This is a genomic window from Burkholderia sp. S-53 (genome assembly GCF_025560745.1).
In the GTDB taxonomy this organism is placed as follows: Bacteria; Pseudomonadota; Gammaproteobacteria; order Burkholderiales; family Burkholderiaceae; genus Burkholderia; species Burkholderia pyrrocinia.
The window spans coordinates 1,511,062-1,537,206 of the sequence record NZ_CP090484.1; the positions used below are offsets into that span (position 1 = coordinate 1,511,062).

Sequence of the window (26,145 nt, forward strand, 5' to 3'; positions counted from 1 at the left end):
CCGGGACGATCGCTGCGAAACCTCCGATCGCAGCCGTACCGGTGGCGCGATGCAGGTCGCGATACATCCGGTTACGCGGATGGCAGACGGTCGATGTGCGCTCGGGTGCGGGCGGCTCCGCTCCCGTTGCAGACCTTCGTCATGCCGGAACGGATCGAAGCGACGACCGCGAACGGAAAGTGGATGGCGTCCGCCGAACTTGCCCGGATGCATTCAGGCGCGACAGGCTGTGTAGTCGGGAAGCGGGGAAATACGACGAGGGGGAAATGGCCGGCCCGTCGATCGGGCGCATGGCAGCGGCTGATGAAGCCGGAAAGGGTCGCCGGGCTGGCCGGCGATGGCGGCCCGGCAGGCCGCCGGGCCGATTCTCGCGTCGGGTGCCGACGCCGTCGGCGCGCCGGTGCGCAGGTCGCGCACCGTACCGCGCCCGCGGCGATCAGTCCCAGTCGCGGTGGTGGTGATGCTTGTGGCGATGATAGCCGCGATCGCCGCGATAACCGCGATCGCCGTAATCGCGCTCGTACGAGCTGCGCGACATGTTGCCGCCGAGCGCCGCGCCCGCGCCGCCGCCGACCGCCGCGCCCAGCAGGCCGCCCGTGCGGCCGCCCATCGCGTTGCCTGCCGCGGTACCTGCGCCGCCGCCGAGTGCGCCGCCGATGATCGCGCCGGTGCGCTCGCGACGGTTCGACGTCACCGCACCACCCGCGCCGCCGCCGATGGCGCCGCCGATTACCGAGCCGGTGCTGCCGCCGACCGCGCCGCCGACCGCTGCGCCGGCAACCCCGCCGAGCGCGCCGCCAAGCGCGTTATTCAAGTCACCGGCCAATGCCGGCAGTGCAGTCGTGCCGGTCAGCGCGGCGACGACGAGAGCGGGGGCGATTTTCTTCCACATTCCCGTATTCTTCCTTGTTCGCAATCTGGTTATCGAAGGTCCGCTCGGTACGACGATCTGAATCGATCGACGTCGATTCAGGCATTGTGCCGAACCCCGGACCAATTCATTTCAACGAGCTTGCGGCGAAGAATAGCACCGGTCCCACACCCTTGCCGTCGACATTCTGGTAACAAGTTGTTTGCGAATTACGGACGTCCAAAGCGCTCGCCGAATTCGCCTGAAACCCCCGCCGGCATTGGCTTCGGCGAGGATCAGACCCTGCGGAGCGGCAGACCTGACACGCGCGCCGTCGCACGTTCGCGACACACGTGGCAACACATCGGGCATGTGTCGTGAGCGCACGCCGAAGCGACGGTCGGAGCGAGATGAGGGGGTCAGTACACGCCGGGCAGCAGCAGCCAGGTCCGCGCGCAATACGCGTCGTATTCGGCGCCGAATTGCGAACGCAGCAGCGCTTCCTCGGAGCGGATGCGCGCGACGAGCGGCACGATCATCAGCGCGACCAGCAGCACACCGACGCCCGAGCGGAACGCGAGCGCCCAGCCGGCCGAATTGACGAGCAGGCCGAGATAGCTCGGGTTGCGGATGCGGCGGTAGATGCCGTCGGTCACGAGCGTATGGCCCGGCTGGATCGCGACGAGCCCGCTGAAGCGCTTGCCGAGCACGAACACGGGCCAGAGGCGCAGCGCACCGCCCGCGATGTACAGCGCGACGCCGAGCCATCGCACCGCCTCGCCGCCGAAGGTCCAGACATCGAGCCGGTCGGTCAGCGCGGGCAGATACGCGAGCAGGAAGCCGCTCGCCGCGAATGCCGCGAGCACCCAGCGGTTGTCGCGGTTCTCGCGCTCGCCGGCGCTCAGGTTGCCTTCGGTGAACATCGCGACGACGGCCATCGCGAGTGTCGCGACGACGATGACGGTCAGCGGCGAATGCGAGAAAAAGGCGGCGAACCCGCCGAAACCGAGCACGGCGAGCCCGAGATAGACGAGCGTGGATACGCCCGACAGCACAGCGACCTTGCGTGTGACCGACATGGCTGCCTCACCGGAGATGCACTTTCCTGTGAAGTATAGGAACCGCGCGCACGACGCGCAGCGCGCCGTCGTGATGCGGCGCGCGAATCCGCGCGAATCGTCCGGCGCAGGGCAGCGAACCGGTGCGGGCAAGGCCCGCGCCGGGTGCCCGATCAGCGGATGCGGAAGTTGCCGCCGATCCCGACGCTGACGGGCGGCGCGTAGTACGCCGGCGCGTAGCCGTAATAGGCCGGCGCGGGTGCGTAGTAACCGTACGGCGGCGCGACGTAGCAGCCGGACAGGCCGCCGATCAGGGCAAGCGTGATGAGAAGTCTGGACATGGCTCGATTCCCGGCGCGAAAGACGAATGACACCTCGCGATGACCACGCCGCCGCGGGACGCGGCGGCCGGCACGAAGAGGCGCTCCGTTCTTCCTGTCGCTCGATGAAGTAATGCGCGGAGTCTAGCGCCGGGCTTGCCGAGCCGAGTTTCGCTGGCGGTTACACGTGTTACTTCGCGTGACCGCCGAAACAGACCGCTGCGGCGCGACGGCCGGCACGTACGCCGCCGCCGCGCCGCATGCGAACACGCCGTTACACGAAACGCGCGCGAATGCGCTGCGCGATCGATTCGAGCGTCGCCGCGTCGGCGATATCGCGTGCGTGCATCCGCAGCTCGGCGCCCTCCCAGCGCGGGATCACGTGGAAGTGCACGTGCGGGACCGTCTGGCCCGCCGCCGCGCCGTTGAACTGGCCGATGAACACGCCGTCCGGCTCGAGCGCCGCGCGCACCGCCGCCGCGACACGCTGCGTCATGCGGATGCCGGCCGCGGCCGCGTCGCCGGACAGCTCGAAGATCTGCGCGGCCGGCTCCTTCGGGATCACGAGCACGTGACCGTCGGCCTGCGGCATCAGATCCATGATCGCGAGGGTCGCGTCGTCTTCCGCGACCTTCACGCACGGGAGTTCGCCGCGCAGGATCCTGGCGAACGGGTTGTTGTTGTCGTAGGACATGGCGGTTTCCGATAACGGTTGGAATGGGTGAGCGTTCGATGCCCGACGATTATCGGCCGACCGCAGCCGATATTTCAACCTGTCAGGTCGTGTTGCCATCGCAGCGAACAATGGCTACTGGTGCGCACGCAACGAGCGCAACCGGATGGAATAAGCAGCCGTCGCCATCCGTTTATTTCGAGCGTGGGTTCGCGCGGCAAGATCGCGAACCCGTGCCGGACACCCGTCGGCTGCGCTGGCCGGCAGCCGGGATGACTGCTCGCGTTCATCAACCGGAGTCATGCCATGGACCCTCTCCCTTCCTGTCGTTCACCCGCCTCGACCGTCTTCGCCGCGCACCCGCCGGTGTTCGCGCGCGCGTCGCACGCGCTCGCGCGCACGTTATGCCGTGCGGCGTGCGCCGCCGGGCTGGCCGCGTTGTCGTCGACGTTCGCGTGGGCCGGCGGCAGCGACATCATCCTGCCGGTTTCGTCGGTGACTGCATCGACCGTGCCCGCCAACGGCGATCTCAATCCGTACGGCATCGCGTTCGTGCCGCGCGGTGTACCGAGCTGGAGCACGTTGAAACCGGGTGACGTCGTCGTGTCGAACTTCAACGCGGCATCGAACCTGCAAGGCACCGGCACGACGATCGTGAAGCTGTCGCCCGGCAATACGCCGGCGACGTTCTTCCAGGGCAGCAACCTGGGCCTGACGACCGCGCTCACGGTGCTGCGCAGCGGCTTCGTGCTGGTCGGCAACGTGCCGACGCCGGACGGCAAGACCGTGGCCGCGCCGGGCTCGCTGCTCGTCATCAATCCGGCAGGCAATCTCGTCACGCAACTGGTGAACGCCACGCTGCTCGACGGGCCGTGGGACATGACCGTGATCGATCGCGGCCGGCGCGTAACCGCGTTCGTGTCGAACGTACTGAACGGCACGGTCGCACGGATCGAACTGGCGATCGGCGACGACGGCGTCACGATGCTGCCGGGCTCGCGCATCATCGCGTCCGGCTACGTGAACCGAACCGATCCCAATGCGCTCGTCGTCGGCCCGACCGGCCTCGCGTACGACCCGAACATCGACGTCCTGTATGTCGCCTCCACCGGCGACAATGCGGTGTTCGCGATCCACAATGCCGCGTCGACGAACCGCAACGGCGGTGTCGGACGGATGATCTACTTCGACGCAAAGCACCTGCACGGCCCGCTCGCGCTGGCACTCGCGCCGAACGGCCATCTCGTGACCGCGAACGGCGACGCGGTCAACCCCGACCCGCTGCAACCGAGCGAGATCGTCGAATTCACGGTGGACGGGCGCTTCGTCGCGCAGATGCAGGTCGATACCGCGCCGGGCTCGGCATTCGGCCTTGCGTTCGGGCAAGGCAGCAAAGGCCAGTCGGAATTCGCGGCCGTCGACGACAACACCAATACCGCGACGGTCTGGACACTGCGTTCGGACAACAACAACGCGCAATGACGCACCACGTGAACGGGCCGCCTGCGGCCCGTTCACATGCGCGATCGACACATACGATTCACACGCACCGGGCAACCTCCGCCCGACCGACGCCAGCCGGCGTCGCACGCACCCGCGATTGCCACCGCTTGCCCGAACCTGCGACACTGCCGGTTCATGGCCCGCCCGCAGACAACCGAGGACGCCCGCGCATGACGACACCCATCAAGCCGTTGATCCGACGGGGCGCCGCCCTGGTGCTGCTGGCCGCGATCGGCTATGCGGGATACATGCTGTCGCGGCTCGCGCCGATCGCGACCGGCTATGCGGCGAAGGCGCTGTGTTCCGGCGTGTACGTGTCGGGCCGCCCGGCCGCGTCCGTGATCGACGTCGACATCATGGCCGGCGTGCATCCGCTGCTGAAACTGGTGCGCCCGTCGCTCGACCCCGACCATCATCGTGCGGTGGCAACCTTCGCCGGCTTCGCCGAGCGCGCAGCCGACTTCCGGCCCGGACTCGGCTGTACGCTCGCACTCGGGCCATCGCCCGGCGCTTTGCCGGCCGCGTTGCCGCCCGTCCCCGATCCTCCGCCCGCGCAGCCGGCACCCGTCGCGCCACCCGTCGGCATCGACGCGCACAAGCTGCAGGCCGCGCTCGACCGCGCCTTCGACGAACCCGATCCGGCGCGGCCGCGGCGCACACGCGCGGTCGTCGTGATGTGGCGCGGCCACGTGATCGCCGAACGTTATGCGCCCGGCTTCACGGCCGACACGCCGCTGCCCGGCTGGTCGATGACGAAGACCGTGACGGCCGCGCTGGTCGGCATGCTCGTCGCGCAGCACAAGCTGTCGCCCGATGCATCGGCGCTGCTGCCCGAATGGCGCGGCAGCGGCGACCCGCGCGCGGCCATCACGCTCGACGAGCTGCTGCGGATGACGAGCGGCCTGCAATTCAACGAGGACTACGACGACCCGCTGTCCGACGTCGCCGTGATGCTGTTCACGCAGCCGGATACCGCGCGGTTCGCGTCGGCGAAACCGCTCGCCACGACACCCGGCGCGCAGTGGTACTACTCGAGCGGCACGAGCGCGATCGTCGCGCGCGTGATGCGCGAAGCGATGGGCGGCAGCGAGGACGACTACCTCGCGTTTCCGCGCCGCGCGCTGTTCGCGCCGCTCGACATGCGCAGCGCGGTGTTCGAACCCGATGCGTCCGGCACGCTCGGCAGCCCGTCGTACATGTATGCGAGCGCGCGCGACTGGGCGCGCTTCGGGCAGCTTCTGCTGCAGGACGGCGAGTGGAACGGGCAGCGGCTGCTGCCGGAAGGCTGGGTGCGCTACCTGACGCGCGCGACGCCGTTATCGTCACGCCAGGAGTTCGGCGCGCATCTGTGGGTCAAGGTGCCGGAGCCGTTCAACGATCGCGATCCGCATGCGAGCGCGATGCCGGCCGACGCGTTTCACGCGGTCGGCCATGAAGGCCAGTTCGTGAGCGTGGTGCCGAGCCGCCAGCTGGTGGTCGTGCGGCTCGGGTTGTCGCGGCCGGAATCCGCGTGGAATCACGAGGCGTTTCTCGCGCGCGTGCTCGACGCGATGCCGGCACCCGGCGCGTGACGACGGGCCCGCGGGCCCCTGCATGCCGGAAGCGGCGCGGCGGCGATCGCAACGCCGTCGCGCCGCGCGCTATCGGCGAAACGTCACGGATTCGCGCTGCCGGCGTAGGTCTTGAAGCCTTCGCGCGTCGCGAGACGCTCGATATAGCGCGACACCGCCGGGAAATCCGGACGCTCGAACGGCGTGCCGAACCAGCGGTTCACCGACAGGCCGATCGGAATGTCCGCGAGCGTGAAGGTGTCGCCGGCCACGAACGCGCCGGTCGATTCCAGGTGCGCGTTCAGCACGCGCATGTGCTTCGTCCAGCCCGTGATCGACTGCGCGATGGCGTCCGGATCCTGATGATCGGGCGATTTCCGCACGAGGCCGAGGAACGCGCCGATCCACGAACGGTTCAGGTCCGCGCCCTGCCAGTCGATCCATTGATCGACCCGCGCGCGCGCCTGCGGCTCGGCCGGATAGAGCGCGTCGTCGCCATAGCGGTTCGCGAGGTAGCGGATGATCGTGTTCGATTCCCAGAGCACGAAATCGTCGTCCTTGATGACGGGCACGAGCGCGTTCGGATTCAGCGCGAGATAGGCCGGATCGTTGGTCGTGCGGAAACCCGCGCCCCAGTCTTCCTGTTCGAACGGCAGGTTCAGCTCGGTGCACAGCCACAGCACCTTGCGAACGTTGATGGACGGGATCTTGCCGAGGATGTGCAGCATGCAGTCTCCTTGTGAGGTCGGATGCGGAGCACCCGGGACGCACGACACGTCCCGAGCGCGGTCACGCCGAATTTATACACGACCTTGAGGGAAACGACAGGCCGGGCGCGCGAAATCGGCGTGCGGCCGATTCGTCAGGTCGCGCAGCGCGTGCTCGACGGTCGGGAACCGGAACATGAAGCCGTCCTGATGCAGCCGCGCCGGCATCACCCGCTGCCCGTCCAGCAGCAGCTCGGCCATCTCGCCCATCGCGCAGCGCAGCGGCGCGGCCGGCACGTGCAGCCATGCGGGGCGGCGCAGCACCTTCGTCACGGCCTGCACGAACTCGCGCTGGGTCAATGCCCCGGGCGCGACCGCGTTGTAGACGCCGTGCATGCCCGCATGCGACATCGCGCGCGCGATGATCCGCAGTACGTCGTCCCGGTGAATCCAGCTCATGACCTGCTCGCCGTCGCCGAAGCGTCCGCCCAACCCGAAGTAATGCGGCAGCAGCATCGGACGCAACGCGCCGCCGGGGCCGAACACGATGCCCAGCCGCAGCACGACCGTACGCACCCCGTGGCGCTCGAGCGGCTGCGCGGACCGTTCCCATTGCCGGCACAGGTCGGACATGAAACCGGTGCCGGCGCGGCTACCCTCGTCGAGCCGTTCGTCGGCCGGCCGCACACCGTAGTAGCCGATCGCGGATGCCTGGATCCACGTGCGCGGCTTGACCTCGGCGGTTTCGACCCAGCGCGTCAGCGACTGCGTGACGCCGACGCGGCTGGCAAGCAGCAGCGCCTGCCGGCGCTTGCTCCAGCGCGCGCCCAGCACCGGCGCGCCCGCAAGATTGATCACCGTGTCGAAACGCTCGTGCGGCTGCAACTGTTCGACGGACGTCACGCTGCGCACGCGGCCCTGGAACTGGTAGGCGGCGCGCAGCGGATCGCGAGCCAGCAACGTGACCGTATGCCCCGCATCGAGCAATTGGTTCACCAGGGTTTCGCCGATAAAACCCGTGCCGCCGGTGACGAGCACGTTGCCGGCCGGCTGCCCCGCGAACGGATTGGCAACCGGCGCGTGTCGTGCGATGCGGCACGCGGCAATTCCGTCGCGGATACCCGACACCGTCACGCCGACGGCGAACAGGCTGAGCAGCCAGCCGCGCCAGCCGACGTCGATCGCATGCAGCGCGGTCGGTTCGTGCGCCCAGACGCCCAGTTGCATTGCGAGCAATCCGAACAGCGCGCCGCCGTTGACGGCCAGCAGCGTGTGCAGCACGCGCTCGGTCGCCGGCAGCTTGCGGCTTTGGTCCTCGACGACGAAATCCCACAACGTCAGCACCACTTCGACGAGCACCACCGCCGCGATCGCCGCGACCCAGGCGCCATGAAACGCGACGTTCGCGATCGATGCGAACACGAGGCCGTAGAGCACGGAACGCACCGCATGAATCGCCAGCTCGAGCCGCGCGCGCGGGCTGTGCGGCAGGTCCTGCGTGAGTTCGTGGTGATAAAGCGTATCGAATGCGCCCATCGCGCCCTGCACGATCAGCAGGTTGAGCGCCCAGTCGAAGGCAGGCAAGGTGTTCATACGGTATCCCTCCTCAACAGCCAGACAAGCGGCGGAACCATCGCGACGAGTGCGGCCGCGTCGATCGCCACATGGCCCCACACATGGGCCTGCAATGAAAACAGCAGGTCCTGCGGCGCCCAGACCAGCAGGCCGGCCAGCAGCCATCCCCACACTTCCCGCCTGCGCAACCGGTTGCCGAGGTGGACGAGCGCGAGCATCCAGACCGACGCGCACTGCACCGTCGCGCCGATCAGCGACATCCACCAGATCTGCTGGGCACGTGCCGGTTCAGGTGCCGCACCGGCCCAGAAATGCAGTTCGATGGCGCGGTGATACGCATCGGCGAGCGGTGCGCCGGCAAGCCACGGAACGGCCACGCCGACGAGCAGATGCACGATCGCCGCGGCGTACATCCAGCTCACGACGATCCGGCGCAGGTTGTCGCGCGCAGGCGGTTGCACCGCCGTGCGTTCGTCGGCCTGATCGATACCGCACGCCTGCCCGTCGCAGTGCGCTTCGGCGTGATAGCCGAGCCAGCGCGACACGGCATGCCGGTTGCGTGCGAAGCGTCGATACAGCGGTGCGAACGCATCGCGCACCGCCGGCACGCGAAGCGGCCAGACGAGCCAGCGGCGCCCGACCAGCGTATAGGCGGCCAGGATGCTGTCCACGCCGGTCAGCATGCGTCCGTCGGGCAGACGCGCGTGCAGCTCGCGATTCAGCGCGGGCAGGTCGACGGCCAGCGGCGCGGGATCGAAACCCGGCGCGGCGATATCGACGAATGCCAGCCGGTGTCGCGTATTCCATGCCGCGAGACGCCGCATTTGCGCGACGCACAACGGACACCGTCCGTCGAAGTACAGCACTAGTTCATTTGAGTCCATGATTTGCACTCCTTCTTGTTATCGCAAGCATCATGAATCGATCGATCGACTGCTTGCAGGTGCGCCGCACCGCCGCTCCCGTGCGGCGGCGACGCGCCTACATCGGCTTGATCACCATCAGGAAGTAGACGGACAGCATCGCGAAGAACGCCGGATAACCGAGCAGTTCCCAGCGCCTCGCATAGCGCCAGTAGCGTTCCGGCAAGGCGCCGTCGCCGTTCACGTAAGCGAGCTTCGCCATCGCGGCGAGTTCGACCTGCAGCCATACGACCGGCAGCCAGCACGCGCCGGCGACCGCATACAGCACGATCGACGCGACGAGCCACGGCGTATGCCACGGCCAGCCGGCCGTATGCGCGAGCCACAACCCGGACGCCGGCTGGAAGATCACGGCCGGTGTCGTGAACCACCAGTCCGCGCGCACCACGAGCCGCGACACGGTCGCGATCGCGGGCACCGACCGCGTGCGGTTCGCGAAGAACAGATAAAACGCGGTGCCGAACCCCGTGCCGACCAGCAGCACCGAGGACAGGATATGCAGCGCCTTGACGACGAGATAGGTATTCATGCGTGTTCTTCTTCTGAAAACAGGATCAACAGGATCGCGAGAATCGGCACGTTCTTGAGCACGGGGCCGAACGGTTCGGCCAGCAGGCCCGGCATCGTGACCGCGATGACGGCCGAGTACGCGACGATCAGCGCGGCTTGCGCAACCCACAGGCGGCGCGACGGCACGGCGACGGTCGCGATGCCGAACGCGAAGTCCAGCGCGCTTGCCGCGTAGAGCGCGACCAGCGCAGGCAGCCCCGTCAGGTGCGCATGCGCGAGCAACGCGAGGCTTGCGTGCAGCGGATGGATGAACGCGCTTGCGATGGCCGTCCAGATCCACACGATCGCGAGCGCGCCCAGCAGCAACGGGCGCCGCCACATCGCGAGCGCGTCGCGGCGCAGCGCGGCTGCGTCCGCGCCGATGAAACCGCCGATGCCGCGCGGCGGCCGGCCGAGCACGGCCGTGGCGGCCGCCGGATCGCCGCTGTTCCCGTAGCGCAGCATCGTCCACGTGTCGCGGGTGAGCATCGCACCCGGCAGCGCGCCGAGCAGCGCGGCCGCCGCGCCGACCAGCGGGCCCGGCAGCGTGACGCCGGCGGCCGGCGGAAACCCCAGCGCGGCGCGGTAGCGGGCCAGCATCTCGCGGTATTCGACTTCGTCGTTGCCGACCACGTCGATCACCGCGCTGCCGGCCGCCGGCGAATCGAACGACTGCGCGACGAGCCGCGCGACGAGTTCGGCGAGATCGTCGACGTGCACGGGACGCAGCCGCTGATGGCCGCCCGCCGGCAGTGCATGCACGGGCAGGCTCGCGAGCATCCGGAAAAACCGCGCCGACGTGCCGGCCGCCCCGTAGACGAGCGCGGGACGCACGATCCGGAAGTCGATCGGCAGCGTCTGCAGGAAGCGGTCGGCTGCGTGCTTGCTCGCGAAGTACCGCGTATCGCCGCGCTCGACGCCGAGCGCCGAGATCTGGATCACGCGCCGCACGCGCGCGCGGCAGCACGCGGTGAAAAGCGCGCACGGCGCGGCGCGATGCACTGTGTCGAGCGTCGCACCGCGTCGATCGGCGAGGATGCCGACCGCATTGATCACCACGTCGACGCCCTCCAGCCGTTCCGGCCACGCGTCGGGATCGACGTCCTTCGCGAAGTCGATCGCAACGTCGCGCGGGCCGGCCGCCTCGCGCACGCCACGCAGCACGCGATGGCCGCCGGCTTCGAGCTGCGCGCACAGTGCCTGCCCGATGAAGCCGTTCGCACCGCAGACGAGGACGGTCATGCTGCGTTCCCCGGTGCGGCCGCCCTGGCCGGTCGACGGCAAGACTGCATTCATTTTTACGCCTCTCTTTACAGTTATTTCTGTACAGACAGAAATACCGACTCCGAAAAAAGCGGGCTGCGTGCCCGCACTTTCGTTACCGCTTACTTCGACGACTTGCGTCTGACCGTCTGGCTGATCTTCGCGCCGATGCCGAGCGCCTTCATCAGCGTATCGGGCTTGAGCCGCAGCATCTCGTCCGACGAGGTCGTGAGCGTCTCGACGAACTGCAGCGTGTCGCGGATGCGCTGTTCGGTCTCGCGGCTCTCGTTGGCGATCTCGGGGCTCGTCAGGCAATCGCGCAGCACCGTGAGCGTCGGCTCGATCTCGCGCTGCCGCCGCCCTTCGACGATCAGCTTGAACAATTCCCAGATGTCGGTCGACGTCTCGAAATGGTCGCGACGATCGCCCAGCACATGCACGACCTTCGCGAGGCGCCACGCCTGCAGTTCCTTCAGGCTCGTGCTGACGTTGGAGCGCGCGACGTTGAGCGTCTCGGCGATCTCGTCGGCCGCGACCGGCCGGCCGGCCAGGTAGAGCAGCGCGTGGATCTGCGAGACGGTTCGGTTGACGCCCCACCGCGAGCCCATTTCGCCCCAGTGGAGAATGAATCGTTCGGCAATCGGTGTGAGTTCCATGTCGGGAAATTTATTCATTTCAGTTATTTCTGTCAAGAGAGAAATAGCCGGATGATCCGGCACCTTCCGACCGCGCCCGCCCGCGATCGGCCGCTTCCTTTACAATGCGCGGGATTTTTCCGATTTCAGGCCGTTTCCGCCTTTCTGAACAGAGGTTTCCATGATCATCAAACCGCGCGTGCGTGGCTTCATCTGCGTGACGACTCATCCCGTCGGCTGCGAAGCCAACGTCAAGGAACAGATCGACTACGTGACTTCGCACGGCCCGATCGCCAACGGCCCGAAGAAGGTGCTCGTGATCGGCGCGTCGACCGGCTACGGCCTCGCCGCCCGGATCTCGGCCGCATTCGGCTCGGGCGCGGACACGCTCGGCGTGTTCTTCGAGCGCGCCGGCAGCGAATCGAAGCCCGGCACGGCCGGCTGGTACAACAGCGCCGCGTTCGAGAAATTCGCCGCCGAAAAGGGGCTCTATGCGCGCAGCATCAACGGCGACGCATTCTCCGACAAGGTCAAGCAGGTCACGATCGACACCATCAAGCAGGATCTCGGCAAGGTCGATCTCGTCATCTACAGCCTCGCGGCACCGCGCCGCACGCACCCGAAGACGGGCGAAACGATCAGCTCCACGCTCAAGCCGATCGGCAAGGCGGTCACGTTCCGCGGCCTCGACACCGACAAGGAAGTGATCCGCGAAGTCGCGCTCGAACCGGCGACGCAGGAAGAGATCGACGGCACCGTCGCCGTGATGGGCGGCGAGGACTGGCAGATGTGGATCGACGCGCTGGATGAAGCCGGCGTGCTGGCCGACGGCGCGAAGACGACCGCGTTCACGTATCTCGGCGAGCAGATCACGCACGACATCTACTGGAACGGCTCGATCGGCGAAGCGAAGAAGGATCTCGACAAGAAGGTGCTGTCGATCCGCGACAAGCTGGCCGCGCACGGCGGCGACGCCCGCGTGTCGGTGCTGAAGGCCGTCGTCACGCAGGCCAGCTCGGCGATTCCGATGATGCCGCTGTACCTGTCGCTGCTGTTCAAGGTGATGAAGGAAACCGGCACGCACGAAGGCTGCATCGAGCAGGTGTACGGGCTCCTCAAGGACAGCCTGTACGGCGCGACGCCGCACGTCGACGAAGAAGGCCGCCTGCGCGCGGACTACAAGGAACTCGATCCGCAGGTGCAGGCGAAGGTTGTCGCGCAGTGGGACCACGTGACGAACGAGAACCTGTACGAGCTGACCGACTTCGCCGGCTACAAGACCGACTTCCTGCGGCTGTTCGGCTTCGAGATCGCCGGCGTCGACTACGACGCGGACGTGAACCCGGACGTGAAGATCCCGGGCATCATCGACACCACGGCCTGACGGCACGGCCCGCCGCGCGCACCGCGCGGGCGGCGGGTCGAGGTTCCCGGCGGCGTCAGCGCGGCGCCGGTTCTTCCAGATAGACGCCCGCCGACAGCGTGGCTTTCACGTGACGCGTGAATTCGTCGGTCGACACTTCCTCCGCACCCGCTTCGATCGCATCGTAGGCCTGGCGCACGACGTCGTCCGGCGTGGCCTTCGGCACGTCGAGGCCGCGCGTCAGGTCGGTGTCGATGAAACCGGCATGCAGCCCGACGACCTGCGTGCGCTGCTCGCGCAACGAATGGCGCAGCCCGTTGGTCAGCGCCCACGCGGCCGATTTCGACACGCCGTAGCCCGCCAGGATCGGCCGGTTCACCCAGCTCGCGACGGACAGGATGTTCAGGATCGCGCCGCCGCCATGGCCGGCGAGGATTCCGGCAAACGCCCGCGACATCGCCAGCATCCCGAATACGTTGGTTTCGAAGTGTTCACGCAGTGCGTCGGGCGCGCCGTCGTCCGTCAGGCTGCCGAGCCTCGCGATGCCTGCGTTGTTGATCAGCAGCGTGACGTCGCGCGCCGCGTCGGCAGCCGCGGCGACGGCCGCCGGATCGGTCACGTCGAGCTTCACGGGCACGACGCCCGGCAGCGTCACGGTGGCCGGATCGCGCGCCGCCGCATAGACCTTCCGCGCCCCTCTTGCGAGCGCCTGCTTCGCAAACTCGAGCCCGAGCCCGCGGTTTGCGCCCGTCACGAAAACGACTGCACCTTCGATCTTCATGATCGTTCCTTTCGCATGATGAATCGCATGCGCGCCGGCTCGTCGCGCGCGTGAGATCCGGTGGAAAACGAGGCTGCCATTGCGTACCGAATCGCTGCGCCGCCGGGGGCAGACGGTGAGCCGTCCGCTGCCCGTCACCCGCGGCGCCAAAGACCTCGACCGATTGCCATCCGCGTGCCGAACCTGGCTTCGCACTGCCCGCCAAGTCGGCTACACTCGATATCAATGTCGATCACCATTGTCTTTGCGGTGCATTGTGTTCGCGCCGCCCGGGCATGTCAATTGTGATCGCCATTGTGATTTTCAATCGACGCGATCAGCAAAATCAGGGAGGGATCGATGGGCGTGTCAAGACAGCAGGCTGCCGAGAACCGGAGCGCGATCGTCGCGGCCGCCGAGCGGCTGTTCCGCGTACGCGGCGTCGACGCCGTCGGGTTGACGGAGTTGATGAAGGAAGCCGGCTTCACGCAGGGCGGCTTCTACAACCACTTCAAGTCGAAGGATGCGCTGGTCGCCGAGGTGATGGAAAAGGCGATGCAGGACCGCGCGGATTCGCCGAATGCCGGCAGTCTCGCCGCGCAGGTAGCGTTGTATCTGTCGGCGGCGCATCGCGACAATGTCGAGGCCGGGTGTCCGCTATCCGGCTTCGCGGGCGACGCGCCGCGACTGACCGACGCGGCGCGCGCGTGCTACGCGCACGGCTTCGCCGCGTATCTCGACCGGCTGGAACGGATGGTGGCGACCGAAGGCGCGACGCCCGCACAGACGCGCCGCGACGCGCTCGCGGTCTTCAGCCAGATGGTCGGCGCGCTGGTGCTGTCGCGCGCGATCGCCGGCACCGATCCCGTGCTGGCCGACGAGATCCTCGTCGCGGGACGGGATACGCTGACCGGCACACGCGCCGATCCGGTCGCGCCGGCGTAACGGTGCGCGCGGTGGCGCGCCGCCCTTGCCGCGCTATTCGACCGCCCGTGCGGCGTCCCACAGCGCCTGCCCGCCCAGCGCCGCATGCCACGTGTCAAAACGCGTGCGCCACGTTTCGAACGGCTCGGTCAGCGGATGGCGCGGATCTTCGCTGAGCGAATACGCCATCCCTTCGATCAGCCAGCGCGGCTTGGTCACGACGGCCAGGTTGCCGAGCACTTCCGCCTGGCGGTGATGGATCAGTTCATGCGCGAGAAAGTAGGTCTGCCAGCCGCGCGGCGCAATGACCACGCCGAAATTCCCGAGCGTCAGCGCCGCACGCGTGCCGAGGCCGAATGCGTCGGCGCACGCGCGCGTCGAGCAGAACACGACGCGCGGCGCGGCGCGGAACGCGCCGACGGCCGCCGCCGCGCGCGCATAGCCGTCGCGATAGAGCTGCTGCGCGTCGCCGAGCTTCGCGGCATCGTCCGTGCAGATGTCGGCGCTCGGGCAGGACACGCCGGGGATCAGTGCGGGCGCGACGACGCGCAGCGGCTTGACGAGCGCATACGCGGCAATCGGCAGTGCGACGAGCAGGGCCGTGAGGGCGAAAGCGACATGCGAGCGTTTCATCGAGGTGGCGGGTCTCGTAGCGTTTTGTTGGCGTTCTTCCTGCGTGAATATATCGGACCGGCGATGCCTCCGGCCCTGCTTGTCGTTCTGGCCGACTTCCGGCGCTGCCCCGCTCTCGACGCTCAGCGAGACCAGGCACACGTCCCTGCGCTCGCCTGCATCGTCAGGCGTCACGGCAGGCATGGCCTTGAACCTCGCCGGCCGGTGGCGACCCGGAGCACGCCCGGCCACCCGGCGCTCGAACCCCGCCGCGCACGGCTGAAACAGGCGACGCGCGTCACGCGGCGGGCCCCGTGCGCGGGTCGCCGGCGCCCGTCCCCCAGCGGCTCCAGCGAATGCCAAGCCACAGGATCGCGGCGCTGCACGCGAACAGGATCGCCTCGACCAGCACGGTATCGACATGCCAGTACCGCGTCAGCAGCACGACGACGAGGTCGAGCACGAAATGGATCGCGATCGCATACACGAGCCAGCGCTGCGTGCCGCGCACGAATGCCTGCAGCACGATCAGCGACAAGCCGACATGCGCGGCCAGCGCGCTCACGCGTTCGAGCAGCGCGAGAAACGGCGACGCGAGCGTCATGCCCGCGAACTGCGACCCGATCAGCGACTGCACGCCCTCAGGCACGACGACGCCCTCGTGCGCGAGCAGGTAGCCCGTGCCGAGCGCGAGGAACCCGACGCCGACCAGCAGCATCGCCTCCAGCCCGCCGTGCCCGAGCCCGAGCATCACGGCCGTCCGCGCGTCGCGCCGCTTCGGCAGCAGATACCGGAACGCGAGCCAGCGCCCGCATTCCTCGAAGAGCCCGGCCGTCAACGCCGCGAACACCAGCATCGGCACATGCCAGCGCGGGTCGTGAGCGAGCCAGCGGTACAGCGGAACCTGCCACGACATGCGAAGCACCGGCTGGAACACGAAAAAGGTCAGCATGCCGTAGAAAAACACGCGCAACGGCACCTGCGTGCGGCGGCGCCACGCGACCGCGAGCAACGCAGGCGCGAGCCACGCGACGACACCGGTCGCGAGCGTGACGAACAGGAGAGCCGGGGCGACCGGATGCATGACGAATACCGATGCGCGGCGCTGGCGCCCGCCGCTATGCGAGCTGCTTGTGGAAAAACGTCGTCGCGCAGAACGCGCCGTCGGGCATCAGCGCAAAGTTCGGCACGACGCCGACGCGCTGCCAGCCGGCCCGCTCGTAAAGCCGCTCGGCGTCGCCGCCCGTCACGGTGTCGAGCACGAGCACGGTCTTGCCGGCGTCGCGCGCGGCCGCGTCGGCCGCCGCCATCAGCTGCGCGGCGACGCCCTGCCGGCGCGCGTGCCGCGACACGAGCATCTTTGCGATATCGGCGCGATGCGGCTGGTTCTCGGGCTGCGCGGTCACGACCTGCACGGTGCCGACGATCCGGCCGGCCGCGTCCTCGGCGACGAGCAGGATGCGCTCGCCGTTCTCCACGCCGTCGGCCACGCGCGTCCAGAACGCGATGGCGGTCGGCTGCTCGATCGGCAACATGAAGCTCACGGATGCGCCGCCCTCGACGCAATCGATCAGCACGTCGGCCAGCGCGTCGACGCAGGCCCTCGCGTCGCGCGCGCCGACGCGGCGGACGGTAACAGGTTCGGTCATGCCATCTCCGGTAATCAGCCCGGCCGCACGCGTTCGTTCGTCATGCGCCCGGATTGGAAAGAACGCCAGCCGGTCGTCCAGTCTTGCGCAACGGCGGCAGGTGTCCGGCAACGCGGCGCGGGTTGGCGCGTGTTACCGCCCCATCATCCTACGCGACGAAAATTCCCGCTGCATCGCCTATACTTAGCCGCATGGCTAACTTTCAACCCGGCATCAGCGACGTCTTCCACGCCCTCGCCGACCCGACGCGCTGCGCGATCGTCAGCGCGCTCGGCCAGGGCGAGCGGACCGTCTCCGCGCTGGCAGCGCCGTTCGACATGGCGCTGCCGTCGTTCATGAAGCACGTCGCCGTGCTCGAGCGCAGCGGCCTCGTCCAGACCCGCAAAACCGGCCGCTCGCGCACCTGCGCGCTGGTCGGCAGCCGGTTGACCGAGGCCGAGGCATGGCTCGCCGCACAGCGCGCGCTGTGGGAAGCGCGATCCGATCGTCTCGTCGAATTCGTCGAACGCCGCCATCAGGAGGAGCACGATGTCAGCAAGCCACGTCGAACCCGCTGAAGCCCACGATCTCGTGATCACGCGCACGCTGCGCGCGCCGCGCCAAGCACTGTGGCGTGCGTGGACCGACCCCGAACTGCTCAAGGAATGGTGGTGCCCGAAGCCGTGGACCACCGAGGTGCGCGCGTTCGACCTGCGGCCGGGCGGCGCCTTCCACACCTACATGCGCGGCCCCGATGGCGCCACGAGCGACAATCCCGGCTGCTTCGTCGAAATCGTGCCCGAAGCGCGCATCGCGTTCACGTCGATGCTCGCCGGCGGCTGGCGGCCGCAGGTGCCGTGGCTGGGCTTCACGGCGATCGTCACGATGGCCGACGACGCTGCGGGCAGCCGCTACGAGGCGCGCGTGATGCACCCCGATGCCGCGACGCGCGAGCGCCACGAAGCGCTCGGTTTCTTCGAGGGCTGGAACACCTGCATCACGCAACTCGACGCATTCGCGGCCACGCTGCGCTGAACGCGGGCGAGTGCGCGGTCATTGCATGCCGCCCCGCCCGCGCCTACGATTCCTGAAGGAAGCGTGACGACACGCCGGCATCCGGCGTGCACCGTCGCGCGCGTTCCGCGGGAGGCGCCATGTTGCATACGCACACGCATTCGACCCGGGTCAGCCGGCACCTGAACGCACCGCGCGGGCGCGTCTACCGCGCGCTGCTCGATCCACATGCGGTCGAGCAATGGAAGGTGCCGGACGGCATGACGTGCCGCGTGCATGCGTACGATGCGCGCGAAGGCGGCGCGCTGCGCGTGTCGCTGAGCTACGACGCGCCGTCGGCCGACACCGGCAAGACCACCGCGCGCACCGATACCTACCATGGCCGCTTCGTCACGCTCGTGCCGGACCAGCAGGTCGTCGAGATCGACGTGTTCGAGACCGACGATCCGATGCTGCGCGGCGCCATGACGATCACGATCACGCTGTCCGACGAAGCGGGCGGCACGCGCGTGGACGCCGTGCAAGACGGGATACCGCCCGGCGTGCCGGTCGCCGACAACGAGACCGGCTGGCGCATGGCGCTGGCGAAGCTCGCGGCGCTGGTCGAGGCAGGGTGAGCGCGCGCGGGCGTGCCGTGACGCGCCGTCAGCCCAGCCGGTAAGCGCGCGTCACCGTGCCGCGGAACAGCGCGTCGCGCTCGTCCGGGCTCGCGTGCGCGGTCAGCCGCTTGAACGCATTCCAGCCGTTCACGTACGAATACGAGCCCTTGTCGACCGGGAAATTGCTCTCGAACATGCAGCGCTCGGCGCCAAACGCTTCGATGCACGTCAGCATCCAAGGCTTCCACGCGTCGGCGAGCTGCCCGGAAGACGGCGGCCGCGCGCCCTTCTCGAAATCGAACCCGTTGATGCGCATCCCGAGCCCGCCGACCTTCACGTACACGTTCGGCAGTTGCGCGAGCGTGCGCATCGACGCCGACCAGCGCTCGAACACCTCCGGCCGCCGGTCCGCATAGCTGGCGATCCGCACGACGCCGCCGCAATGATTGACGATAATCCGCGTATCGGGATTCGCCTTCGCGAGCTCGAACAGCTCGGGCAGTTGCGGAAAGAACAGCCACGCGTCATACGACAGCCCGAGCGGCGCGAGCTGCGCGACGCCGGCCCGGTACGCGGAATCGAGCAGCAGCCCGCGCGGCACCGCCGACAGCGGATTGGCGAGCGTCGGATCGGCATCCCACGTGGTCAGGTGCCGAACCCCGCGGAACCGCCCGCGCCCCGCTTCGAGATGCGCTTCCAGCACGTCGCGCACGCGTTCGCCGAGCCGCAGGTCCGCGTGTCCGACGATGCCTTTCGCGACGGCCGGACGGCCGTGCTGCAGCGGCTCGGTCACGCCGGCGACATAGGCCGTCTCGCCGGCCGGCTTCAGTTCGGCCGGGCCGGAATCGCGGTAGCGCGTCTGCGCCTGCATGTAGACGGACGCCTGGATGTTGTGCCCCGAGCGCGCGTCCTGCAGATAGTCGTCGAGCAGGTAAATCCAGCCCGGCCGTTCATAGAAATGATGATGCGCGTCGACGATCGGCAGGTCGGGCTCGAGCGCGGGTTCGAACGCCGACGCCAGCCAGTCGGGGCGGACCGCCAGATAGTTGCCTTGCGTCGTCATGCGGGAAACTCCATCGTGGGCCGGCGCTTGCGTATCGGCGAACGCGGGCAGCGCGAGCGACGCGGCGGCCGCGCCGAGCAGCCGGCGTCGCTTGATCGAAATCGTCGTGTCCATGTCATTCGCTCCGGTCGAACGCATACAGCGACAGCGTGAGCAGCGTCGTGATCGCCAGCACGATCGCGAGGCCGAGCATGCCGGCCGTGAAGGTGCCGAAGCTGTCCTTCAGGTAGCCGACGAGATAGGGGCCCGCGAAGCCACCGAGTGCGCCGATCGAGTTGATCAGCGCCAGCCCGCCGGCCGCGGCCTGGCCGGACAGGAATCGCGAAGGCAGCGTGTAGAAGATCGTGCGCCCGGCAATCGTGCCGACCAGCGCGAGCGTGATGCCGACGAGCGCGGGCCCGAGCGTCAGGAAATGCGTCGACACGCCGAGCGCCACCGCGCCGATGAACAGCCCGATCGCGAGGTTCGCGACAGCGCCGCCGCGACGGTCCACCCGCTTCGCCCACCACAGCAGCGCGACCGTCGCGAAGAAGTACGGCACCGCGGACAGCCAGCCCGTCTGCATCGTCGACATGCCGTGCGCCTTCAGCATCTGCGGCAGCCAGATGCCGATCCCGTACGAACCCATCGTGAAGCCGAACGAGATCAGCGCGAGCACGTACACGCGCACGTCGCGCAGCGCGACGCCGAAACGCTTCTTGCGGCCGGCGGCCGCGCCTTCGCGCTCGAACGCGCGCTGCAGCGCGGCGCGCTCGTCGTTCGACAGCCACGCGGCGTCCGCCGGCGAATCGGACAGCAGCTTCAGCACGAAGAAGCCGAGCGCACACGCTGGCAGCCCTTCGACGATGAACATCCACTTCCAGCCGGCAAGCCCGAGCGCGCCGTCGAGCTGCAGCAGCCACGTCGACAGCGGGCCGCCGATCAGCGACGACAGCGGCGTCGACACGGTGAACCACGCCAGCACGCGCGTCCGGTAGCTCGCCGGAAACCACACCGCGAGGAAGAAGATCACGCCCGGAAAGAACCCGGCCTCGCCGATGCCCAGCAGCAGCCGGATCGCATAGAAGCTCGTCGGCCCGGTCGCGAGCGCGGTCGCGGCCGCCATCAGCCCCCACGTGATCATGATGCGGGCGAGCCAGCGGCGCGCGCCGAAGCGATACAGCGCGAGATTGCTCGGCACCTCGAACACGCAGTAGCCCGCGAACATGATCCCCGCGCCCCAGCCGAACTGCGTCGCGGTCAGCCCGAGATCGCGGTTCATCGTGAGCGCCGCGAACCCGACGCTCGTGCGGTCGAGGTAGTTGAAGAAGTAAGCCAGCGCGAGCAGCGGAATGAAGCGCCACGCGGCCTTGCGCACGGCTCGTTGCTCGACCGACGCGTCGGTCTCGCGATCGGCGGCCAGCGCCGGGGAAGCGGATGTCATGGTTGTCTCCGTGGATATGGCCGTCCGCGCCCGCGCGTTGCGCGGCCGGGTGCCTTCGTTCGTTCGATGGATCGCGGCCGCGCTATGCGCTCGCCACTTCGTTCGGCGAAGGCGCGCCGCCCGGTCCGTCGCCCGGTGCCGCACCGTCCGCGCCGTACTGTCCCGCGACGACGCCCGCTTCGATCAGCGCACGCGCGTCGTCCGGCGCATAACCGAGCTCGCCGAGCAACGCGTGCGTGTCCTGGCCGAGCGCGGGCGGCGCCGAGCGCAGCCGCAGGCGCTCGCCCGCGAGCGTCAGCGGCAGCAGCGCGGTGCGCGTGTCGACCGGCCGGCCTGCGCAGCTCGCGTCGGCCGGCAGCGTCACCGCTTCGAGGCCGCCGGTCGCCAGCAGATGCGGATCGTCGAACAGGTCCTGCGGCCTCGTGATCGGCGCGTACGGCAGGCCGATCGATTCGAAGATCGCGCCGATCTCCGCGGCCGAATGCGGCGCGAGCCGCGCGCGCAACTCGGGCAGCAGCCATTCGCGCGCCTGCACGCGCAGGTTGTTGGTCGCGACGCGCGGATCGTCCCTCAGCGCCGCAAAGCCGAACGCGTCGCAGAACAGCGCCCACTGCGTATCCGACACGACCGCGAGAAAGATCTGCTCGCCGTCCTTCACGGAGAACACGTCGTAGACGGCCCACGCGGAAATCCGGCTCGGCATCGGCGACGCGGCCTGCCCCGTCACCGCGAACTGCATCATGTGCTGCGCGACGAGGAATACGTTGTTCTCGAACAGCGAGCTCTGCACCTGCTGGCCGCGGCCGGTGCGCTCGCGCTGCGCGAGCGCGGCCATCGCGCCGATCGCGCCGAACATCCCGCCCATGATGTCGTTCACGCTCGCGCCCGCGCGCAGCGGCCGGCCCTCGGGGCCCGTCATGTAGGCCAGGCCGCCCATCATCTGCACGACTTCGTCGAGCGCGGTGCGGTGCTCGTACGGCCCCGGCAGGAAGCCCTTGTGCGATACGTACACGAGGCGCGGATTCAGCGCGTACAGCGCCGGATAACCGAGGCCGAGCCGGTCCATCGTGCCGCTCTTGAAGTTCTCGCTGAAGACGTCCGCCGTCCCGACGAGCCGCAGCACGATCTCCAGCCCGCGCGGATCCTTCACGTCGACCGCGAGGCTCTTCTTGTTGCGGTTGAACATCCCGAAGAAGCCCGCGCCGGAACCGCGCAGCACACGCGTGCTGTCGCCCGCGATCGGCTCGATCTTGATGACTTCCGCACCGAGATCCGCGAGCAGCATCCCGCAGGTCGGACCCATCACCATGTGCGTCATCTCGATCACGCGCAGGCCTTCGTACGGCAGCGGCGCGGCAGGTTGCCGATCGTTCATTGCGCGACTCCCGCCAGACATCCTTCCGGCTGAGCCGCCGCCGCAGCGCGGCCGTCCGCATAGCGGAAGCCCTTCGGCAACCCGGCGTCCGGCACGTGGCCGTACAGCGCCTCGGACGGCAGCGCGTCGTGCAGGATCGCGCGCGCGGCGAGCAGCGCATCGACGTCGACGCCCGTGTCATATCCCATCGATTCGAGCAGGAACACCAGATCCTCGGTGACGATATTGCCGGTCGCCCCCGGCGCATACGGGCACCCGCCGAGACCGCCCTGGCTCGCGTCGATCGTCGTCACGCCCGCGTCGAGCGCCGCGACGACGTTCGCAAGACCCTGCCCGCGCGTGTTGTGGAAATGCGCGCCACCGGCCTTGTCGCCGACTTCGCGCCGCAGGCGCGCGAACAGCCGGCGCACCTGCGCCGGGTTCGCATAGCCGCTCGTATCGGACAGCCCGATCTCGTCGACCCCGCATTCGGCCATCGCGACGGCCATCGCGATCGTCTCGTCGTCGCTGACGGCGCCCGCGATCGTGCAGCCGAACGCGACCGACACGCCCGCCTCGATCTGCACCGACGGAAACCGCGCATCGCGCAGCGCGACGATCGCGCGCACCTCGTCGATCATCTGCGCGGGCGTCTTGCGGATGTTGGCCAGCGAATGCGCTTCCGTCACCGATACCGGCAGCGTCAGCTTGTGCACGCCCGCGTCGAATGCGCCCTCGGCGCCGCGCAGGTTCGGCGCGAGCGCGGCGACGTGCAGCCCGGGTATCGCCAGCGCGTGCGCGACGACTTCACGCACATCGGCCATCTGCGGCAACAGCCTGGCCGGCACGAACGACCCCACCTCGATCTCGCGCAGGCCGGCCGCGGCCAGCGCGGCGATCCAGCGCAGCTTGCCGGCCGTCGGCATCACGGTCCTGATGCTCTGCAGGCCATCGCGCGGCCCGACCTCGCTGACCAGCACCTTCGGATATTCGGAAACGCTCATTCGACACCTCATCGTTCTATCTGAAAGAACACGGTTCTGTTAGACGGAACTCTAGACGTGCGTCGAATGAGCTGTAAGCGGGGTATACCCGTGAAATTGCGATTTTCTGGAACTTGAGTTCTATCAGGCAGAACGATATAGTCGGCCGACCATCATCCGAAGGAAGCAGGCAGTGCCTACGACTCAAGCAGATCACGCCGGTGACGGGCCCGATTCGTCGGCCGAGGAAGCCTCCAGCGGCGTTGCCGTGCTCGACCGCGCGTTCGCGATCCTCCGTGCATTCGGACCGACCGACGACCGGCTGTCGCTCGCCGAGCTGTCGCGCCGCACCGGGCTGTACAAGAGCACGATCCTGCGTCTGCTCGCCGCGCTCGAACATGGCGGCTTCATGCGCAAGCTCGACGACGGCCAGTACGCGGTCGGACACGAGCCGCTGCGGCTCGCCGCGCTGTACCAGCGCTCGTTCCGGGTCGGCCCGGTGGTCGAGCCGCTGCTCGAGACGCTGAGCCGCGAACTCGGGGAAACGGCGTCGTTCTATGTGCGCCAGGGCGACATGCGCTCGGTGCTCTACCGCGTCGAGCCCGCCCGCGCGGTGCGCGTGTCGATTCGGGTCGGCGAGGAGTTTCCGGTTCGCCAGGGCGCGTCCGGGAAGGTGCTGCTGGCGTTCACCGACACGCAGGACGCACGCTGGAACGACGTGCGCGAACAATTGTGGGCCGCGTCGTACGGCGAGCGCGACCCCGAGACGGCGTCGGCGTCCGCGCCCGTGTTCGATGCTGCCGGCCAATGCGTCGGCGCGCTGACGGTGTCGGGCCCGATATCGCGGCTCGCCGCCGCGCCGACGATGGCGGCGGCACTCGCGATGCTGCTGCCGCTCGCGCAGAAAGCGACCGTCGCACTCGGCGGCGCAGGCGCACGCTACGACGCGGCCGCGGTGCGCGACAGCCTCGCACGGCTCGCGTCGGCAGCGGACGACCGCGCGGAGTCGTAGCCGGCCGCGCGCGCGTCCGGCGGCGCGACAGCGCAAAAGGCGGCCGCGTGCGACACTGGCCGCCGATGCACGCATCGCACGCCGCCTGTGCGCGCACCATGCGTGCAACCGTCAACCGGCCATGCACAAGAGGGGCATCCGCCATGAACGCCGCGCGCACCGCCACCTGGTATTTCGATTTCGTTTCGCCGTTCGCCTACCTGCAGCAGGAACGGTTCGACCGGTTGCCGCCCGCCGCGGCGTTCGAGCCGCGGCCGATCGTGCTCGGCGCACTGCTCGCGCACTGGGGGCAAAAGGCACCGGCGGAGATCGCGGCGAAACGCATCTTCACCTATCGCCATGCGCAATACCGCGCGGACAAGCTCGGCATCCCGTTCCGGATGCCGCCGGCACACCCGTTCAACCCGATCAAGCCGCTGCGCCTCGCGATCGCGATGGGCAGTTCGCTCGATGCGATCCAGCGGATCTTCCGGCATATCTGGCGCGATGGCCATGACGTGTCGACGCCGGAAGGCTTCGCCGCGCTGTGTGAAGCCGTCGGCTTTCCGGAAGGCGTGACGGCCGTCGAAGCGCAGCCGGTGAAGGACGCGCTGCGCGCGAACACCGATCACGCTATCGCGCACAGCGTATTCGGCGTGCCGACCTTCGAACTCGACGGCGACCTGTTCTGGGGCGAGGATGCGACCGACATGTTCGCCGACTGCGCGACGTCCCGCGCGTGGCTCGACTCGCCCGAGGTGCGCCGCATCAGCGCGCTGCCGGAAGGAATCCGGCGCGGCTGACCGGCAGCCCGCGTTGCCCCGGTCAGCCTTCGCGCCCTTCGACGAGCCCCGGCACGGCCTCGCGCATCATCGCGACGAACCGCACGAGCCGCGACGGGTAGAACTGCGCATGCGGATAGACCAGGTAGACGGGCAGCGGCGCGGCCTGCCACTCGGGTGCGAGGTGCACGAGTTCGCCGCGCGCGAGGTGGTCGGCCAGCATCCATGTCGAACCGACGCACGCGCCGACGCCCAGCAGCGCCGCACTGCGCAGCGCGTACAGGTTCGCGGTCGTGATGCGCGGGCGGATCGCGATGCGCCGCGTGTCGCCGGTGACGGCGTGCGTCAGCGCCAGCTCGGTGCGGTAATACGTGCGCAGCGCGAGCCATGGCAAAGCGGCCAGCGCGTCGGGGTCGGCCGGCAGGTCGGCGCCGTTCAGCACCGACGGCGCGGCGACCACGAAACGCGGCACCTTCGTCAGCCGGATCGCGACGACCGACGGATCAGTCGGCTCGCCGACCACGATGGCGCAATCGATGCCGCCGCCGACGAAATCCCGTACATCGTCCTGCAGCAGCCACTCGACCGACACGCGCGGATAGTCGCGCAGGAACTGCGCGAGCGGCCCGACGAAACGCTCCTGCCCGAACGCGTGCGGTACCGCGACCCGCAGCAGCCCGTCCGGCTCCTCCTGCGCGCCGCGCAGATCGGCCTCGAACGCCGCCCAGTTTGCCAGCAGCTCCTTCGCGCGCTTGAAACAGCGCTCGCCGTCGACGGTCAGCCGCATCGTGTGCGTCGTCCGTTGCAGCAGCCGCATGCCGAGCGAGCGTTCGAGCGCCTGCAGCCGCCGGCTGATCGTCGGCTGCGTCGTATGCAGTTGTGCGGCGGCGGCCGACAGGCTGCCGGCCTCGACTATGCGTACGAAGGTTTCCATCAGCTCGAAACGATAGCCGGCGCCGTCCACCGGCACCGCCTGAATGCGCGGCGAGCCGCCAGCAGCGGGAAGGACGGAAGATTTTTCGTTCATGCGTGAAGCGTATAAC

28 protein-coding genes are annotated in these 26,145 nt (G+C 68.7%); 9 read left to right on the forward strand and 19 right to left on the reverse strand.

Going from position 1 to position 26,145, the window contains the following annotated elements:
• Nucleotides 1-436 precede the first annotated feature (436 nt).
• From LXM88_RS28855 to LXM88_RS28870, 4 genes are all read right to left on the reverse strand, one after another.
• The gene (locus tag LXM88_RS28855) at nt 437-892 is read right to left on the reverse strand and encodes a hypothetical protein (protein WP_262546584.1); all 456 of its coding nucleotides are present in this window, start codon (nt 890-892) and stop codon (nt 437-439) included.
• 377 nt (nt 893-1,269) lie between these two features.
• Nucleotides 1,270-1,929: a methyltransferase family protein gene (locus tag LXM88_RS28860; protein ID WP_262546586.1), complete on the reverse strand. Its 660-nt coding sequence runs from the start codon at nt 1,927-1,929 to the stop codon at nt 1,270-1,272.
• Between the two features lie 152 nt (nt 1,930-2,081).
• On the reverse strand, nt 2,082-2,249 hold the full coding sequence (locus LXM88_RS28865; protein ID WP_193099666.1) for a hypothetical protein: 168 nt from the start codon (nt 2,247-2,249) through the stop codon (nt 2,082-2,084).
• A gap of 253 nt (nt 2,250-2,502) precedes the next feature.
• Nucleotides 2,503-2,922, reverse strand: a complete 420-nt coding sequence (locus tag LXM88_RS28870; protein WP_034181692.1) for an HIT family protein — start codon at nt 2,920-2,922, stop codon at nt 2,503-2,505.
• A 285-nt stretch (nt 2,923-3,207) separates the two neighbouring features.
• On the opposite strand from LXM88_RS28870, the gene LXM88_RS28875 reads away from it, so the two are divergent.
• Nucleotides 3,208-4,383: a hypothetical protein gene (locus tag LXM88_RS28875; RefSeq protein ID WP_262546591.1), complete on the forward strand. Its 1,176-nt coding sequence runs from the start codon at nt 3,208-3,210 to the stop codon at nt 4,381-4,383.
• A gap of 191 nt (nt 4,384-4,574) precedes the next feature.
• Nucleotides 4,575-5,975 (forward strand): serine hydrolase domain-containing protein, encoded by a 1,401-nt coding sequence (locus tag LXM88_RS28880; protein ID WP_262546593.1) that lies wholly within the window; start codon nt 4,575-4,577, stop codon nt 5,973-5,975.
• An 83-nt stretch (nt 5,976-6,058) separates the two neighbouring features.
• Here LXM88_RS28880 and LXM88_RS28885 read toward each other — a convergent pair whose 3' ends face one another.
• From LXM88_RS28885 to LXM88_RS28910, 6 genes are all read right to left on the reverse strand, one after another.
• Nucleotides 6,059-6,682 (reverse strand): glutathione S-transferase family protein, encoded by a 624-nt coding sequence (locus LXM88_RS28885; RefSeq protein WP_262546594.1) that lies wholly within the window; start codon nt 6,680-6,682, stop codon nt 6,059-6,061.
• A gap of 72 nt (nt 6,683-6,754) precedes the next feature.
• Nucleotides 6,755-8,254: a TIGR01777 family oxidoreductase gene (locus tag LXM88_RS28890; RefSeq protein ID WP_262546596.1), complete on the reverse strand. Its 1,500-nt coding sequence runs from the start codon at nt 8,252-8,254 to the stop codon at nt 6,755-6,757.
• Nucleotides 8,251-9,120 carry a thiol-disulfide oxidoreductase DCC family protein gene (locus tag LXM88_RS28895; RefSeq protein WP_262546597.1) on the reverse strand — a complete coding sequence of 290 codons (870 nt, stop codon included), beginning with the start codon at nt 9,118-9,120 and terminating at the stop codon, nt 8,251-8,253. The genes LXM88_RS28890 and LXM88_RS28895 overlap by 4 nt, the downstream gene beginning before the upstream one ends.
• A 97-nt stretch (nt 9,121-9,217) precedes the next feature.
• Nucleotides 9,218-9,688, reverse strand: a complete 471-nt coding sequence (locus LXM88_RS28900) for a DUF2269 family protein (protein WP_262546599.1) — start codon at nt 9,686-9,688, stop codon at nt 9,218-9,220.
• Nucleotides 9,685-11,004 carry an SDR family oxidoreductase gene (locus LXM88_RS28905; RefSeq protein ID WP_262546601.1) on the reverse strand — a complete coding sequence of 440 codons (1,320 nt, stop codon included), beginning with the start codon at nt 11,002-11,004 and terminating at the stop codon, nt 9,685-9,687. Before LXM88_RS28905 ends, LXM88_RS28900 begins: the two co-directional genes overlap by 4 nt.
• 89 nt (nt 11,005-11,093) lie before the next feature.
• Nucleotides 11,094-11,627: a GbsR/MarR family transcriptional regulator gene (locus tag LXM88_RS28910; RefSeq protein WP_262546975.1), complete on the reverse strand. Its 534-nt coding sequence runs from the start codon at nt 11,625-11,627 to the stop codon at nt 11,094-11,096.
• Between the two features lie 160 nt (nt 11,628-11,787).
• Between LXM88_RS28910 and fabV the strand changes: the two genes are divergently transcribed.
• A complete protein-coding gene (fabV, locus tag LXM88_RS28915; RefSeq protein ID WP_262546602.1) occupies nt 11,788-12,990 on the forward strand; it encodes an enoyl-ACP reductase FabV in 1,203 nt (400 codons plus the stop codon).
• A gap of 55 nt (nt 12,991-13,045) precedes the next feature.
• Here fabV and LXM88_RS28920 read toward each other — a convergent pair whose 3' ends face one another.
• Nucleotides 13,046-13,750, reverse strand: coding sequence for an SDR family oxidoreductase (locus LXM88_RS28920; protein WP_262546604.1), 705 nt, complete (start codon nt 13,748-13,750; stop codon nt 13,046-13,048).
• Nucleotides 13,751-14,089: 339 nt separating this feature from the next.
• Between LXM88_RS28920 and LXM88_RS28925 the strand changes: the two genes are divergently transcribed.
• Nucleotides 14,090-14,674 carry a TetR/AcrR family transcriptional regulator gene (locus LXM88_RS28925; protein ID WP_262546605.1) on the forward strand — a complete coding sequence of 195 codons (585 nt, stop codon included), beginning with the start codon at nt 14,090-14,092 and terminating at the stop codon, nt 14,672-14,674.
• 33 nt (nt 14,675-14,707) lie between these two features.
• On the opposite strand, the gene LXM88_RS28930 is transcribed toward LXM88_RS28925, so the two are convergent.
• From LXM88_RS28930 to LXM88_RS28940, 3 genes are all read right to left on the reverse strand, one after another.
• Nucleotides 14,708-15,286 (reverse strand): hypothetical protein, encoded by a 579-nt coding sequence (locus LXM88_RS28930; RefSeq protein WP_262546607.1) that lies wholly within the window; start codon nt 15,284-15,286, stop codon nt 14,708-14,710.
• 277 nt (nt 15,287-15,563) lie between these two features.
• The gene (locus LXM88_RS28935; RefSeq protein WP_262546609.1) at nt 15,564-16,349 is read right to left on the reverse strand and encodes a YhfC family intramembrane metalloprotease; all 786 of its coding nucleotides are present in this window, start codon (nt 16,347-16,349) and stop codon (nt 15,564-15,566) included.
• A 34-nt stretch (nt 16,350-16,383) separates the two neighbouring features.
• Nucleotides 16,384-16,914 carry a GNAT family N-acetyltransferase gene (locus tag LXM88_RS28940; RefSeq protein ID WP_262546610.1) on the reverse strand — a complete coding sequence of 177 codons (531 nt, stop codon included), beginning with the start codon at nt 16,912-16,914 and terminating at the stop codon, nt 16,384-16,386.
• A gap of 191 nt (nt 16,915-17,105) precedes the next feature.
• Between LXM88_RS28940 and LXM88_RS28945 the strand changes: the two genes are divergently transcribed.
• The 3 genes from LXM88_RS28945 (at nt 17,106) to LXM88_RS28955 (ending at nt 18,524) form a co-directional block, all read left to right on the forward strand.
• Nucleotides 17,106-17,471: an ArsR/SmtB family transcription factor gene (locus LXM88_RS28945; protein WP_262546612.1), complete on the forward strand. Its 366-nt coding sequence runs from the start codon at nt 17,106-17,108 to the stop codon at nt 17,469-17,471.
• The gene (locus tag LXM88_RS28950) at nt 17,443-17,928 is read left to right on the forward strand and encodes an SRPBCC family protein (protein WP_262546613.1); all 486 of its coding nucleotides are present in this window, start codon (nt 17,443-17,445) and stop codon (nt 17,926-17,928) included. Before LXM88_RS28945 ends, LXM88_RS28950 begins: the two co-directional genes overlap by 29 nt.
• Before the next feature lie 119 nt (nt 17,929-18,047).
• Nucleotides 18,048-18,524, forward strand: a complete 477-nt coding sequence (locus LXM88_RS28955) for an SRPBCC family protein (protein ID WP_262546616.1) — start codon at nt 18,048-18,050, stop codon at nt 18,522-18,524.
• A gap of 28 nt (nt 18,525-18,552) precedes the next feature.
• Here the strand turns inward: LXM88_RS28955 and LXM88_RS28960 are convergent, their stop codons facing one another.
• The 4 genes from LXM88_RS28960 to LXM88_RS28975 form a co-directional block, all read right to left on the reverse strand.
• Nucleotides 18,553-19,683: an amidohydrolase family protein gene (locus LXM88_RS28960; protein WP_262546617.1), complete on the reverse strand. Its 1,131-nt coding sequence runs from the start codon at nt 19,681-19,683 to the stop codon at nt 18,553-18,555.
• A gap of 1 nt (nt 19,684) precedes the next feature.
• Nucleotides 19,685-20,992 carry an MFS transporter gene (locus LXM88_RS28965; protein WP_262546620.1) on the reverse strand — a complete coding sequence of 436 codons (1,308 nt, stop codon included), beginning with the start codon at nt 20,990-20,992 and terminating at the stop codon, nt 19,685-19,687.
• Nucleotides 20,993-21,074: 82 nt separating this feature from the next.
• A complete protein-coding gene (locus LXM88_RS28970) occupies nt 21,075-22,367 on the reverse strand; it encodes a CaiB/BaiF CoA transferase family protein (protein WP_262546622.1) in 1,293 nt (430 codons plus the stop codon).
• Complete coding sequence (locus LXM88_RS28975) at nt 22,364-23,350, reverse strand: hydroxymethylglutaryl-CoA lyase (RefSeq protein ID WP_262546624.1); 987 nt, start codon at nt 23,348-23,350, stop codon at nt 22,364-22,366. The genes LXM88_RS28970 and LXM88_RS28975 overlap by 4 nt, the downstream gene beginning before the upstream one ends.
• 172 nt (nt 23,351-23,522) lie before the next feature.
• Between LXM88_RS28975 and LXM88_RS28980 the strand changes: the two genes are divergently transcribed.
• Entirely contained in the window at nt 23,523-24,341 is an 819-nt protein-coding gene (locus LXM88_RS28980; RefSeq protein WP_262546626.1) for an IclR family transcriptional regulator, read from the forward strand.
• A gap of 143 nt (nt 24,342-24,484) precedes the next feature.
• Nucleotides 24,485-25,123: a 2-hydroxychromene-2-carboxylate isomerase gene (locus LXM88_RS28985; RefSeq protein ID WP_262546628.1), complete on the forward strand. Its 639-nt coding sequence runs from the start codon at nt 24,485-24,487 to the stop codon at nt 25,121-25,123.
• A 22-nt stretch (nt 25,124-25,145) separates the two neighbouring features.
• Here the strand turns inward: LXM88_RS28985 and LXM88_RS28990 are convergent, their stop codons facing one another.
• Nucleotides 25,146-26,129, reverse strand: coding sequence for a LysR family transcriptional regulator (locus LXM88_RS28990; RefSeq protein ID WP_262546630.1), 984 nt, complete (start codon nt 26,127-26,129; stop codon nt 25,146-25,148).
• Nucleotides 26,130-26,145 lie beyond the last annotated feature (16 nt).

Excerpts from the sequence above, each read along its gene's own strand:
- LXM88_RS28855 (WP_262546584.1), bottom strand. The coding sequence starts at position 892 with ATGTGGAAGAAAATCGCCCCCGCTCTCGTCGTCGCCGCGCTGACCGGC.
- LXM88_RS28860 (WP_262546586.1), bottom strand. The coding sequence starts at position 1,929 with ATGTCGGTCACACGCAAGGTCGCTGTGCTGTCGGGCGTATCCACGCTC.
- LXM88_RS28865 (WP_193099666.1), bottom strand. The coding sequence starts at position 2,249 with ATGTCCAGACTTCTCATCACGCTTGCCCTGATCGGCGGCCTGTCCGGC.
- LXM88_RS28870 (WP_034181692.1), bottom strand. The coding sequence starts at position 2,922 with ATGTCCTACGACAACAACAACCCGTTCGCCAGGATCCTGCGCGGCGAA.
- LXM88_RS28875 (WP_262546591.1), top strand. The coding sequence starts at position 3,208 with ATGGACCCTCTCCCTTCCTGTCGTTCACCCGCCTCGACCGTCTTCGCC.
- LXM88_RS28880 (WP_262546593.1), top strand. The coding sequence starts at position 4,575 with ATGACGACACCCATCAAGCCGTTGATCCGACGGGGCGCCGCCCTGGTG.
- LXM88_RS28885 (WP_262546594.1), bottom strand. The coding sequence starts at position 6,682 with ATGCTGCACATCCTCGGCAAGATCCCGTCCATCAACGTTCGCAAGGTG.
- LXM88_RS28890 (WP_262546596.1), bottom strand. The coding sequence starts at position 8,254 with ATGAACACCTTGCCTGCCTTCGACTGGGCGCTCAACCTGCTGATCGTG.
- LXM88_RS28895 (WP_262546597.1), bottom strand. The coding sequence starts at position 9,120 with ATGGACTCAAATGAACTAGTGCTGTACTTCGACGGACGGTGTCCGTTG.
- LXM88_RS28900 (WP_262546599.1), bottom strand. The coding sequence starts at position 9,688 with ATGAATACCTATCTCGTCGTCAAGGCGCTGCATATCCTGTCCTCGGTG.
- LXM88_RS28905 (WP_262546601.1), bottom strand. The coding sequence starts at position 11,004 with ATGAATGCAGTCTTGCCGTCGACCGGCCAGGGCGGCCGCACCGGGGAA.
- LXM88_RS28910 (WP_262546975.1), bottom strand. The coding sequence starts at position 11,627 with ATGGAACTCACACCGATTGCCGAACGATTCATTCTCCACTGGGGCGAA.
- fabV (WP_262546602.1), top strand. The coding sequence starts at position 11,788 with ATGATCATCAAACCGCGCGTGCGTGGCTTCATCTGCGTGACGACTCAT.
- LXM88_RS28920 (WP_262546604.1), bottom strand. The coding sequence starts at position 13,750 with ATGAAGATCGAAGGTGCAGTCGTTTTCGTGACGGGCGCAAACCGCGGG.
- LXM88_RS28925 (WP_262546605.1), top strand. The coding sequence starts at position 14,090 with ATGGGCGTGTCAAGACAGCAGGCTGCCGAGAACCGGAGCGCGATCGTC.
- LXM88_RS28930 (WP_262546607.1), bottom strand. The coding sequence starts at position 15,286 with ATGAAACGCTCGCATGTCGCTTTCGCCCTCACGGCCCTGCTCGTCGCA.
- LXM88_RS28935 (WP_262546609.1), bottom strand. The coding sequence starts at position 16,349 with ATGCATCCGGTCGCCCCGGCTCTCCTGTTCGTCACGCTCGCGACCGGT.
- LXM88_RS28940 (WP_262546610.1), bottom strand. The coding sequence starts at position 16,914 with ATGACCGAACCTGTTACCGTCCGCCGCGTCGGCGCGCGCGACGCGAGG.
- LXM88_RS28945 (WP_262546612.1), top strand. The coding sequence starts at position 17,106 with ATGGCTAACTTTCAACCCGGCATCAGCGACGTCTTCCACGCCCTCGCC.
- LXM88_RS28950 (WP_262546613.1), top strand. The coding sequence starts at position 17,443 with ATGTCAGCAAGCCACGTCGAACCCGCTGAAGCCCACGATCTCGTGATC.
- LXM88_RS28955 (WP_262546616.1), top strand. The coding sequence starts at position 18,048 with ATGTTGCATACGCACACGCATTCGACCCGGGTCAGCCGGCACCTGAAC.
- LXM88_RS28960 (WP_262546617.1), bottom strand. The coding sequence starts at position 19,683 with ATGGACACGACGATTTCGATCAAGCGACGCCGGCTGCTCGGCGCGGCC.
- LXM88_RS28965 (WP_262546620.1), bottom strand. The coding sequence starts at position 20,992 with ATGACATCCGCTTCCCCGGCGCTGGCCGCCGATCGCGAGACCGACGCG.
- LXM88_RS28970 (WP_262546622.1), bottom strand. The coding sequence starts at position 22,367 with ATGAACGATCGGCAACCTGCCGCGCCGCTGCCGTACGAAGGCCTGCGC.
- LXM88_RS28975 (WP_262546624.1), bottom strand. The coding sequence starts at position 23,350 with ATGAGCGTTTCCGAATATCCGAAGGTGCTGGTCAGCGAGGTCGGGCCG.
- LXM88_RS28985 (WP_262546628.1), top strand. The coding sequence starts at position 24,485 with ATGAACGCCGCGCGCACCGCCACCTGGTATTTCGATTTCGTTTCGCCG.
- LXM88_RS28990 (WP_262546630.1), bottom strand. The coding sequence starts at position 26,129 with ATGAACGAAAAATCTTCCGTCCTTCCCGCTGCTGGCGGCTCGCCGCGC.